Annotated in this window: 10 protein-coding genes and 1 pseudogene; 4 read left to right on the top strand and 7 right to left on the bottom strand. The window is 71.2% G+C overall.

Annotated elements, in window-relative coordinates; all coding sequences use genetic code 11:
* The 3 genes and pseudogenes from OKJ99_RS05860 to OKJ99_RS05850 all read right to left on the bottom strand — a co-directional run.
* A pseudogene (locus OKJ99_RS05860) lies at window positions 1–229 on the bottom strand (hypothetical protein); the annotation flags it as partial.
* Window positions 213–1,745, bottom strand: a complete 1,533-nt coding sequence (locus OKJ99_RS05855; RefSeq protein WP_326014677.1) for a sugar ABC transporter ATP-binding protein — start codon at window positions 1,743–1,745, stop codon at window positions 213–215. The gene OKJ99_RS05855 and the pseudogene OKJ99_RS05860, both read right to left, overlap by 17 nt.
* The gene (locus OKJ99_RS05850; RefSeq protein WP_407700650.1) at window positions 1,742–2,848 is read right to left on the bottom strand and encodes a sugar ABC transporter substrate-binding protein; all 1,107 of its coding nucleotides are present in this window, start codon (window positions 2,846–2,848) and stop codon (window positions 1,742–1,744) included. Before OKJ99_RS05850 ends, OKJ99_RS05855 begins: the two co-directional genes overlap by 4 nt.
* A gap of 222 nt (window positions 2,849–3,070) precedes the next feature.
* Between OKJ99_RS05850 and OKJ99_RS05845 the strand changes: the two genes are divergently transcribed.
* Both OKJ99_RS05845 and OKJ99_RS05840 read left to right on the top strand, forming a co-directional pair.
* Window positions 3,071–3,787 (top strand): FadR/GntR family transcriptional regulator, encoded by a 717-nt coding sequence (locus tag OKJ99_RS05845; protein ID WP_326014675.1) that lies wholly within the window; start codon window positions 3,071–3,073, stop codon window positions 3,785–3,787.
* Complete coding sequence (locus OKJ99_RS05840; protein WP_326014674.1) at window positions 3,784–4,662, top strand: GNAT family N-acetyltransferase; 879 nt, start codon at window positions 3,784–3,786, stop codon at window positions 4,660–4,662. Before OKJ99_RS05845 ends, OKJ99_RS05840 begins: the two co-directional genes overlap by 4 nt.
* A 54-nt stretch (window positions 4,663–4,716) precedes the next feature.
* Here the strand turns inward: OKJ99_RS05840 and OKJ99_RS05835 are convergent, their stop codons facing one another.
* A complete protein-coding gene (locus tag OKJ99_RS05835; RefSeq protein WP_326014673.1) occupies window positions 4,717–5,412 on the bottom strand; it encodes a TetR/AcrR family transcriptional regulator in 696 nt (231 codons plus the stop codon).
* Window positions 5,413–5,560: 148 nt separating this feature from the next.
* Here OKJ99_RS05835 and OKJ99_RS05830 point away from each other — a divergent pair, with 148 nt between their 5' ends.
* Together OKJ99_RS05830 and OKJ99_RS05825 are read left to right on the top strand one after the other, a co-directional pair.
* Window positions 5,561–7,042: an APC family permease gene (locus OKJ99_RS05830; RefSeq protein ID WP_326014672.1), complete on the top strand. Its 1,482-nt coding sequence runs from the start codon at window positions 5,561–5,563 to the stop codon at window positions 7,040–7,042.
* A 54-nt stretch (window positions 7,043–7,096) separates the two neighbouring features.
* Window positions 7,097–8,740, top strand: a complete 1,644-nt coding sequence (locus OKJ99_RS05825) for an amidohydrolase (protein ID WP_326014671.1) — start codon at window positions 7,097–7,099, stop codon at window positions 8,738–8,740.
* Window positions 8,741–8,824: 84 nt separating this feature from the next.
* Here OKJ99_RS05825 and OKJ99_RS05820 read toward each other — a convergent pair whose 3' ends face one another.
* The 3 genes from OKJ99_RS05820 to OKJ99_RS05810 form a co-directional block, all read right to left on the bottom strand.
* Complete coding sequence (locus OKJ99_RS05820) at window positions 8,825–9,001, bottom strand: hypothetical protein (protein ID WP_326014670.1); 177 nt, start codon at window positions 8,999–9,001, stop codon at window positions 8,825–8,827.
* 469 nt (window positions 9,002–9,470) lie between these two features.
* Window positions 9,471–10,313: a cytochrome c biogenesis CcdA family protein gene (locus OKJ99_RS05815; protein ID WP_326014669.1), complete on the bottom strand. Its 843-nt coding sequence runs from the start codon at window positions 10,311–10,313 to the stop codon at window positions 9,471–9,473.
* Window positions 10,310–11,068: a DsbA family protein gene (locus OKJ99_RS05810; RefSeq protein WP_326014668.1), complete on the bottom strand. Its 759-nt coding sequence runs from the start codon at window positions 11,066–11,068 to the stop codon at window positions 10,310–10,312. Before OKJ99_RS05810 ends, OKJ99_RS05815 begins: the two co-directional genes overlap by 4 nt.
* Window positions 11,069–11,200: the final 132 nt, after the last annotated feature.

The following is an 11,200-nucleotide window of genomic DNA, read 5'->3' as shown; positions in this document are numbered from 1 at the left end:
AGGAACCGAGGATGGAGATGATGTTCTGCTCGGTGAGGAACGAGTCGTTGAGGACGGCACCGAGGATCAGGAGCAGCAACAGGGCGGGGACCAGGGCGAGTTCGCGCGCGCGACGCAGGAGGACGTTCTTGGCACTATCAAGCCCCTGCGGCGATTGAGCAGCGGGGTCCGGGGCAGAGCCCCGCGGCCGGGCCGACAGGGAGGCCGGGGCCTTACGGGTTGACGTCACTGGAAACCCCCTCGATCGACGCGATCAGCGAATGGTCGGCCCACCCCGCCGCATGCTCCGCGACGACGCGACCGTGAAACAGCACAAGAACCCGGTCGCAGCGCCGCAGATCGTCCAACTCGTCCGACACGACGAGGACCGCCGTGCCGTCGTCCCGCGCACTGTCGACCCGCCGCAGCAGCGACTCCTTGGACTTCACGTCGACCCCGGCCGTCGGATTGATCAGCACGAGCAACCGCGGGTCAGAGGCGAGCGCACGGGCCATCACCACCTTCTGCGCATTGCCGCCGGACAGATCGGACACGGCCTGGTCGGGCCCCTCCGCATGGATGTCGAGCCGCTCGATCAGCTCACGGGCGAACCGCCGGCGGCTCTCCGTACCGATGAATCCGCGCCGGCCGAGCCTCCCGAGCACCGACAACGTGGAGTTGTCGCCGATGGACATCCCGGTGACGAGCCCCTGCTCGTGCCGGTCGCGCGGCACACACCCCACACCCGCGGCGAGCGCGGCGGACACGTCCCCGAAGGGCAGCACGCGCCCGTCGAGCCGGGCGGTACCCGACGTGGGTGTGTGCAGCCCGGCCAGCGACTCCGCGAGCGCGATCTTGCCGCTGCCGCTGGAACCCGCGAGCCCGACGACCTCGCCGCGTCGCACGGTCAGGTCCACGTCCTCGTACGTGTCCGAGGTGAGGGCCGCGACCTCCAGCACGACGGGCTCGACGGCCTCCTCGGCCGCCTGCTCGACGACCGCCTCCGCCGCGGCCGCCGCCTGTTCCGCGACCGCCTCCCCCGCCATCGCCTCGACGAGGGCGGGCCGCGGCAGTTCGGCGACCGGTGCGGTGGTGATCCAGCGGGCGTCGCGCAGCACGGTGACCGTCTGGCACACCTCGTACACCTCCTGGAGGTGGTGCGAGATGAACAGGAAGGTCACGCCCGAATCCTGGAGCGCGCGCATGCGGGCGAAGAGGCGCTCGATCTCGCGGTTGTCGAGCTGCGCGGTCGGCTCGTCGAGCACGATGAACCGGGCGCCGCCGCTCAACGCCCGCGCGATCTCGACCATTTGCCGGTCCTCGACCTTGAGGTCGGCGGTGGGCGCGCCGGGGTCGACGCGCACGTCCCAGGTGTCGAGCAGCTCGCGGGCCTCGGCGTCGAGCTTCTTCCAGCTGAAGAAGCCGCGCCGGGCGTGCGGCTGCCGGTTCAGGAACAGGTTCTCCGCGACGGTCAACTCGGGTATGACCGTGGACTTTTGGTACACGCAGGCGACCTTGGCGCGCCATGCCTCGCGGTGGCCGAGCGGCGGGGCGGGCTCCCCGTCGAAGGTGAGCGTGCCCGCGTCGGCGGCCTGGAGCCCGGTGAGGACCTGGACGAGCGTGGACTTGCCCGCGCCGTTGCGCCCGACGAGCGCGTGGGACTCGCCCGCGCGCACGGTGAGCCGGCCGTCGGCGAGGGCGACCGTGGGCCCGTAGCGTTTGACGATGCCGTGGGCCTCGACCAAGGGCGGGGTGGGGGCACTCACTTGACCGTGTTTCCCCACAGCTCGGGGTCGTCGACGTTCTTCTTGGTGACGAGCGGGGCGGGCAGCTGGTCCTCAAGGGTGCCGCTGGGCAGCTTCACGATCTTCGAGCCGTGGTCGGTGGGACCGGGCTTGAACTTCTTCCCCTGCATCGCCGCCTTGATGTAGTACATGCCGTACTTGGCGTACGTGTCGGCGGGCTGCGAGACCGTCGCGTCGATCTGGCCCTTGCGGATGGCGGCGAACTCCTGCGGGATGCCGTCGTTCGAGACGATCGTGATGTGCTTGGCGGACCCCGCCTTCTCCAGCATCCCCTTGGACTTGAGGGTCTGCAGGGTCGGCGCGAGATAGACGCCGCCCGCCTGCATGTAGATCCCCTTGATGTCGGGGTTGGCGTTGAGGAGTGTGTCGAGCTTGGAGGCGGCGGTGTCCGACTCCCACTTCGCCGGTATCTCCAGGACCTTCAGCTTCGGGTACTCGTCCTTGACACAGTCCCGGAAGGCCTTGGACCGCTCACGCCCGTTCACCGAGGCGAGATCGCCCATGATCTGGACGACCTTGCCGGTCTTCACGTGGTCACCGAGGTACGTGCAGGCCTTCTTGCCGTACGCGACGTTGTTGGCCCGTACGACCATGGCGACCTTGCCCTTGTCGGGCGCGACGTCCACGGCGACGACCGGCACGCCCTTGCGCTCGGCCTGATCGAGCCCGGCGCCGATGGCGGCGCTGTCGAGCGGCGCGACGACGAGGCCCTTCACGCCCTGGTTGAGCTGGTTGTTGATGTCCGTGATCTGCTGCGAGGGATCGCTGTTGGAGTTGACGGTCTTCAGCGCGTCCACGCCCTCGGACTTCGCCATCTTCGGCACGTAGTCGTTGTACGACTGCCAGAACGGCGAGGTCAGCAGCGGCAGGATGACACCCACCTTGCCCTTGCCGTCGCCGCCACCACCGCCACCGCCCGCGCCGGCCGCGGTGTCCTTGGTGCTGCCGCAGGCGGCGAGGGCGAGGGCGGCGCAGCCCAGCAGGGCCACCGCGCTCAGCCCCCGCCTCCTGGAACTGCGGGCGCGCGGCGCCCCGTTCCCCCTGGTTGTGCCCTTCGGGTCCATCGTGGTGCCAGTCATCGGACTGCTCCTCGGCTCCTGAAGTCATGGGCGCGGTCGGTCCCCGCCCTTCCGGTTCCGGCCCGCGCCGAGATATTTATCAGACCACTTCGGGGCGCCAACACCCTTCGTAGGCAAGTTTTCTCGGTATTTACGCCTTCTGGTGCCGCGAAGTGGTCCGACTTCACCGGTAGTGGTCCGACCACTTGGCTGGTTACACTGCGCGGCATGCAGAAGGCCACCGTCACCCAGCGGGCCATTGAGCAGCTCAAGGCGATGATCGGCAGCGGCGAGCTCCAGCCGGGCCAACGGCTGCCCACCGAGCGGGATCTGGCGGTGCAGCTCGGCATCTCGCGCAGCTCCATGCGCGAGGCGATCCGGGCGCTCACCGTGCTCGGCGCCCTGGAGGCGCGGCATGGATCCGGCATCTACGTCACGCAGTTGGAGGCCGGTGACCTGCTGGAGACGTTCGGGGTGGTCGCCGACCTGTCGCGCGGACCCCAGCTGGTGGAGCTCCTTGAGGTGCGCCGCATCCTGGAGTCGACGGCCACGGCGCTCGCGGCGGCCCGCATCACGCGCACCCAACTCGCCGAGGTAGAGGACCACTTGGCGGCGATGGAGGCAACCGACGACCCGGACGAGATCCTCTCCCACGACCTTGCGTTCCACCGCACGATCGCCGCGGCCGCGGGCAACGACACGATGGCGGCGATCCTGGAGGGCCTCTCCTCGCGCACCTTCCGCGCCCGTGTCTGGCGCGGCTACGAACAGGAGGGCGCCTTCGAACGCACCCGCCGCGAACACACCCGCATCCTCCGCGCCCTGACCGCCCACGACCCGGAGGCGGCGCGGGCCGCTGCCGCGGCGCATGTGGGTGAGGTGGAGGAGTGGTTGCGAGGGCAGTTGGGCAATGCGACACCGACACCGGGAGATCGTGGAGCATGACCTCGGACGACTGGCAACTCACCGAAGACGTCGACGACTTCCTCGCCCGGGCAGGCGACTTCCTGCGCTCCCGCCCCGCCCTGCACAACACACCATTGACGGACATCGAGAAGCTGCGGATCGGTGGCCCCGGGGCCAAGGGTAACGAGACCGCCGTCTTCGGCCGACTGGAGTCGGCCGGAGAGGTCCGCGCCGTCTTCTACCGCACGCCGCGCGGCCGTCTGGGCCTCACGCCCCTCTCCGCCCATCGGACCGACCGCCTCGCCGCCCAACTGGCCGACCTGGGTCATGCGCCCGCGAACGTCATCGCGGACCAGGCGACGGCCGCGGCTTTCGCCGAGGCATGGCAGCGGCACACCGGCGCGGCGGCGGATCCTTTCTGGCGGACCCACCTCTACCGGCTCGGCACACTCACCCCGCCACAGCCCGGCCCAGAAGGGCGAGGGCGTCCCGCGGGAGACAGCGACCGCGAGCGCATCGTGCGCTGGTGCCGGGAGTTCTGCGTCGACGTCGGGGAGCAGCAGTCCATCGACCTGATCGACGCCGGGGCCTGGGCCGATTCACGCTTCGGCGACCGCCACTTCACGCTCTGGGAGACCCCGGACGGCACCCCCGTCTCCATGGCCGCCGGCACCTCGCTCGTCGGAGACATGATCCGCATCGACCCCGTCTACACCCCGGCCGACCGCCGGGGGCTCGGCTACGCGGGCGCCGTGACGGCCGAGGCCGCCCGGGCCGCACTGGCCGCCGGCGCGACGGACGTCGTCCTGTTCACGGACCCGGACAACCCGACCAGCAACGCCCTCTACCAGCGCCTCGGATTCGTCCACGTCGACGACTTCGCCGGGTATCGGTTCTTCGGCAGGAACCTCTGACGAGCCCCGACCGCGAAGGCCCCCGCCGGTACAGGCGTGGGCCTTCGCGCGCGCTCATCCCGACGCCGCGACCTCCAGCGCCGTCAGCAGCAGTTCCAGCGCCACCGCGAACGAACTTCCCGCCATCAGCGGCAAGTGCTCGCGCGCCGCGCCGAGTTGGGGGTGCGTCTGCGGCGACAGGTTCGCGTACTCCCCCGTCCACGCCCGGTCGTCCGCCTCCCGCCGCTCCGCGGGCAGTGCCAGGTACGCGGCGTCCAGGGCCGCGTGGCCGAGGACGGTGTCGACGAAGGCGGAGTAGTGCCGCACCGCGTCCTCCTCGCCGAAGCCGGCCCGCCTGAGCAGCCCGATGCCCGCGTCGACGGCCCGGAACTCGTGCGCCCGCCGCGTCACCCGGTACGCCGCGAGCGCCGCCACCCGCGGGTGCGCGCGGTACTCGCGGTGGATGCGCAGGCCGAACTCGCGCAGCCCGTCGCGCCAGGCCATCCGCTCGGGGTGGAAGCCGTCCATGGCCTCGCCGATGAGCCGGTCGGAGGCGGCGAGCAGCAGGTCGTCCGTGCTGTGGAAGTAGCGGTACAGCGCGCTCGGATCGCAGCCGAGTGCCGCGCCGAGCCGGCGCACGCTCAGCGCGTCGCCGCCGTGCTGCCCGACCAGGCGCAGCGCGCAGTCGACGATCACGTCCTCGGACAGCAGCACCCCCGATTTCGTCGGCTTGCGGCGCCGCCGCTCCACCGGGATCCGCCCCTCCGTCATGGTCATCTCCCCCTGCTCGCCCGGCACGTCCCGCTTATGACAACACCATTGACGCAAGCAGGCAAGGCCGATTTGATCGCGGTCTCCACCCCTCCCGCACCGCCGTCTCCCTTGCCTCCCCTGCCTCCCTGCCGTCAGGAGATCGATCATGAGAAGCGAACCACCGGGTCTGCGCCGCTCCCTCGGCGTCGTCGACGGCATCGCCATCGCCGCGTCCAGCACCGCCGCGACCACCAGCATCGGCATCGGGATGGGTTCCCTCGCCGCGACGGTCGGGCTGCACGCGCCGGCGGTCCTACTCGTGGCGTTCCTGCCGATCCTGGGCATCGCGGTGGCGTACGCGCGCCTCAACCGCCAGGAGCCGAACATGGGCAGCGGCTACGTATGGGTGGGCCGTTCGCTCGGCCCCTGGCTCGGCTTCCTCACCGGCTGGGTCACGCTCGTCGGCACGCTGATCTTCATGGCGTACACGAGCGCGGTGACGGGCTCGGTCTTCCTCCAGTTCGCCAACAAGGCAGATCTGCATACGGTGTTGGGACTCGATCTCGACCCGAACTCGACGGCGCTTTCGACCGTCGTCGGCCTGCTCGTACTCACCGCCGTCACCGTCACCGCGGTCACCGGCGTCCGCAAGGCGACCCGCCTCCAGGCCTGGCTGCTCGTCTTCGAGTACGTGGTGCTGCTCGGGTTCTGCGGCTGGTCCCTGGTCACCGGCTCGCACGCCTTCCAGTGGTCGTGGTTCAACCCGTTCGACATCCACGGCGGCACGGCCTTCGCGCAGGGTCTGGTCCTCGCGGTGTTCTTCTTCTGGGGCTGGGACGCGGCGTTCACGGTGACCGAGGAGACGAAGGACGTGCGGGACGCGGGGCGCGGCGGGCTGATCGCCCTGTTCGCGATGCTCGCGCTGTTCCTCTACGGTTCCGTGGCCTTCCAGCGCGAGATGTCGCTGCCCGAGCTGGTCGAGCAGGGCCCGCAGGCCCTCACCTACCTCGGCGCGAAGCTCGCCGACGAGCCGGTGGCCAGCCTGCCGCTGCTCGCGCTGCTCTTCTCGGCGGTGGCGTCCCTGCAGGCCAGCGTGATCCCGACGGCGCGCGGACTGCTCGCGATGGGCCGGGACCGGACGATGGGCCAGGTGTGGACGCGGGTGAGCCCCCGCTACGGTTCGCCTGCCGCCGGCACCGTCGTCGTGATGTCGATCGCGGCGCTGGTCGCCCTACTGGCCCTGGCGATACCGAAGTTGAACGAGATGATCCTCGCCGCCGTGAACTCCATCGGGCTCACCGTCGCCCTCTACTACGGCCTCACGGCCCTCGCCTGCTCGGTCCGCTTCCGCTCGCTGCTGCGCACCGCACCCCGCGAGGCGGTGCGCGCGGTCCTCGTACCGGGGCTCAGCGCACTCGCCCTCCTCGGCATCGGGGCGTATCTGGCGTACTCGTACGCGACGATGAGCGACCACTTCGAACTGTCGCCGGACAACGGGTGGTTCATGCTGGCGGTGCCCGCGGCGATCGCCCTGACCGGTCTGGTGATGGCCGCCGTCGCCAAGTACGGGCGCCGTTCCCCGTACTTCAGGACCGGGCGCGGCACCGACGCCGACGCCGTCGAACTGGCCGGGCCGACGGCCAACTGACCGCCATCCACTCGTAACACCCGTACACCCGTACATGTACTAGGAGTTGAGACCATGCCCGCACCCGCCGACCTCGTCCTCACCGGCGGCCCCGTCCACACCGGCTCACCCTCCCGCTCGCGCGCCACCACGGTCGCCGTGCGGGGCGAGCGGATCGTCGCCGTCGGCCACGACGAGGTGCGCGAGTTGATCGGTCCGCGCACCGAAGTGGTCGACCTGGCAGGGAAGTTGTTGATCCCCGGCTTCCAGGACGCGCACGCGCACCCCGTCGGGGCCGGCCTGGAGATGGGCCAGTGCGACCTGAGCGGCTCGACGACGCTCGCCGACTACCGGGAGCGGATCGCCGCGTACGCGAGCGCGCACCCGGACGCCGAGTGGATCACCGGGGGCGGCTGGGCGATGGAGGCGTTCCCCGGCGGTCTGCCGACAGCGGCCGAACTGGACGCCCTGGTGCCGGACCGGCCGGTGTATCTGGTCAACCGCGACCACCACGGCGCCTGGGTCAACTCCCGCGCCCTGCGGGCCGCCGGGCTCGACGCCCGCACGCCCGACCCGTCGGACGGCCGCATCGAGCGCGCCGCGGACGGCACGCCGACGGGCATGCTCCAGGAGGGCGCCGCGAACCTCGTCGGACGTCTGCTGCCTCCGGTCACCCGCGAGGAGAAGATCGCGGGGCTGCTCCGCGCCCAGGAGCACCTGCACTCCCTCGGCGTCACGGCCTGGCAGGACGCCATCCTCGGCGATCACGCCAACCTGACCGACCCCACGGACGCGTATCTGGCCTGCGCGGACGACGGGCGGCTCACCGCGCGTGTCGTGGGCGCGCTGTGGTGGGACCGGGCGCGCGGCACTGAGCAGATCGGGGAACTGCTCGCCCGGCGCGAGGCGGGCACCCGTGGCCGCCTCCGCTCGACGACCGTGAAGATCATGCAGGACGGGGTCGCGGAGAACGGCACGGCGGCGCTGCTCGGCCCGTACCTCGACGGCTGCGGCTGCCGCTCGGACAACAGCGGGATCAGCTTCGTACCGCCCGAGGCGCTGAAGAAGTACGTGACCGAGCTGGACGCCCACGGTTTCCAGGTGCACTTCCACGCGCTCGGCGACCGGGCCGTCCGCGAGGCACTCGATGCCGTGGAAGCGGCACGGGGGGCCAATGGCTGGACGGACACGCGCCCGCACCTCGCGCATCTTCAGGTGGTGCACCCCGACGACATCGGCCGGTTCCGGGAACTGGGCGCGACGGCGAACATGCAGGCGCTGTGGGCCGCGCACGAGCCGCAGATGGACGAGCTGACGATCCCGTTCCTCGGGGCGGAGCGCTCGGCCTGGCAGTACCCGTTCGCGGCGCTGCTGCGGGCCGGGGCGACGCTCGCGGCGGGCAGCGACTGGCCGGTGAGCAGCCCGGATCCGTTGCAGGGGATCCATGTCGCGGTGAACCGGGTGCTTGCGGATGCGCCTGCGGGGACGCCGGTGTTCCTGCCGGAGCAGCGGATCGGGCTCGGCGATGCGCTCGCGGCGTACACCTCCGGGAGCGCGTACGTGAACCATCTGGACGCGGAGACGGGGGCCATTGCGGCGGGGTGCTTGGCGGATCTCGTGGTCCTGGACCGGGATCCGTTCGCCGGGCCCGTGGAGGAGATCGGCTCGACACGGGTCACGGAGACGTTCGTGGGCGGGCGCCGGGTGTTTGCCCGCTGACGCGTCGGCAAATCAAGCCCCGCCGGCGATTGAGGCGCGGGGTCCGGGGCAGCGCCCCGCGACCCCGACCACGGCTCGGCGAAACTAATCCACGCTGGGCAGAATGTGCGGCTCCGCCAAATCGTCCTCGTAACCCGCGAGGCGAATCGGCGCCGATCGCGCCCAGACGTCGAGACTGCCGAGCTTCTCCGGCCTGCGCCGGCCGGCCCGCTCGGTTCGGTCCTTCGGGCTCTGTTCGCGATTCGTCTTCTCTGGTGTCACCGCGCACTCCTTGTGTGTCGGGTAACCCGCTTCGGCGGACCGGCCCAGCGTCGCGCGGGGTCCGGCGCCCGATCGGGCTTGTGTAGAGGGCCAGTTCGGGCGCGGTGGCGCCGGTTGTCGCTGCTGGGTTCGGCCGTGGTTCTCGGTCTCGCCCTGTACGGCCACCATGGGTCAAGGTGTCGGACCCACTTGCGGTGACCGTGCGGCTACAGCCTAACCATATGAGCGGGGGTCCGCTCACTGGGGCTGGAATCTCTGGGTCTTTCGGAGGTTGCCCGGCGTTCATTCAGCCATGGATGCCCGGTCCCGCGCGACAGGTTTTCGCTCGTACGGGGGCACTTCAGGACAACACGGCGTGTCGCTGAACGGTGTTGACGCGGCTTCGGGCGTCCCCCGGGGCCACCGGGGCGCGTGGGACGGGGCGGTTGACGCGGGAGATTGGCGTCAACTCGCCCCCTGCCGCCGCACGCTAATCGCCCTCGACCGGCACCCTCTCCGCGCGCCCGCGCAGGGCCCGTACGAGGAAGAACGCGCCCACCAGCACCACGGCCGCGACCAGGACGAGCAGGTCCGGCACCCGGTCGCCCATGCCGCGCGCCCACTGCTCGGCGGCGAACGAGTTGTCGACGTCGAGGAGTCCGGGAAGCGCCGTCGTCCCGTCGAAGACGAGGAACAGCGTGCCGAGCGCCAGGAAGAACAGGCCGGATGCGAGCGACGTCGAGTGCGTCTCGAACCGGCCGATGCGGACCGGGCGGCCGCGCAGCCACCGCTTCCCGCCAAGGTCGAACCGTTCCCACAACAGGGCGAGCAGGAACAGCGGCACGGCCATGCCCAGGGCGTACACCGCGAGCAGCGCTCCGCCGTACACCGGGTGCCCGCCGAGCGCCGCGACCGTGAGGACGCTGCCGAGGATCGGTCCCGCGCAGAAACCGGCGAGGCCGTAAACCGCCCCCAGCGCGTACACCGACACCGCGTTGGTGGGGCGGATCCGGCCGGAGATCTCCGACATGCGGCGCGAGGCGAAGCCGCGTCCCGCGATCTGCAGCACCCCGAGCGCGATGATCAGCCAGCCGCCGACGGAGACGAGCAGGTCCCGGTTGCCGTAGAAGAAGCGGCCCGCGTACGAGCCGGCGGCGCCGAGCGGGACCAGGGTGGTGGCGAGCCCCAGGTAGAAGACTCCGGTGCGGGCGACGAGCCGGGTCGGGCTGTCGATGGAGTACGCGAAGAACGCGGGCAACAGCAGGGCGCTGCACGGGCTGAGCAGGGCGAGCAGGCCGCCGAGGAACGCCGCGAAGTAGCCGATGTCGCTCACTTGCCGCCGCCGGACTTCGCGGACCGAGCCTTCGCCGCCTCGATGGCCTGCTCGAAGGCGGCCTCGGGCTGCGCGCCCGCGAGGGGCTGCCCGTTGATGAGGAAGGACGGCGTGGAGGTGGCGCCGAGCGCGTACGCCTCGCCGCTGTCCTGCTTCACCGCCGCCTGCGCCGCCTTGCCCTCGCGGTCGGTGCGGAACCGGTCGAGGTCCTTCACCCCGGCCTCGCGGGCGAGCGCGTCGAGACGGTCGGCGCCGAAGCCCTTGTCCTTGGCGCCGTCGGCGTAGGCCGCCTTGTGGAACTGCCAGAAGCGGCCCTGCTGTCCCGCCGCCCACGCGCCGCGCGCGGCGGACTCCGAGTCGGCGCCGAAGATGGGGAAGTTGCGCCACTCGATACGCAGCGTGCCGTCGTCGACGTACTTCTTCACCAGGTCGGGTTCGGTGTCACGGGCGAACTTCCCGCAGTAGCCGCACTTGAAGTCGGCGTACTCGATGAGCACGACGGGCGCGTCGGCGCGGCCCTGCGCGAGCGGGTCCTTGGCGTCGCGCCGGGCGAGCTTGGCGAGCTTGTCGGTCAGCTCGTCGTTGGCCTCGGTGCTGTCCGCCTGCTGATCGGACACGTCGGCCACGTCCGTACGGGCCTCGGGCCTGGTCGCGGTGTACGAGACGGTGCCGAGGAGGATCGCGGCCACGGCGACGGCCGCGGCGATCGCGGCGGAGCGGCGCTGCTTGGTGCGGGCGGTGGTGTTCTTGGGCATGACGAAGTCGTCCTTGCGTGCGTGAGGAATGCGTGATGACGGGTGGCACGGGGCGTCATCTACACGCGCAGGACGGACAGTTCGACCGGGGAGGGCGGGTCGTTGGGCGGCGGCGGGCCGCGGCCCGCCGGG

The organism is Streptomyces endophyticus (genome assembly GCF_035798155.1).
In the GTDB taxonomy this organism is placed as follows: domain Bacteria; phylum Actinomycetota; class Actinomycetes; order Streptomycetales; family Streptomycetaceae; genus Streptomyces; species Streptomyces endophyticus.
The sequence above is the reverse complement of the archived record's forward strand: the minus strand, read 5'-3'. Positions and strand labels throughout refer to the sequence as shown.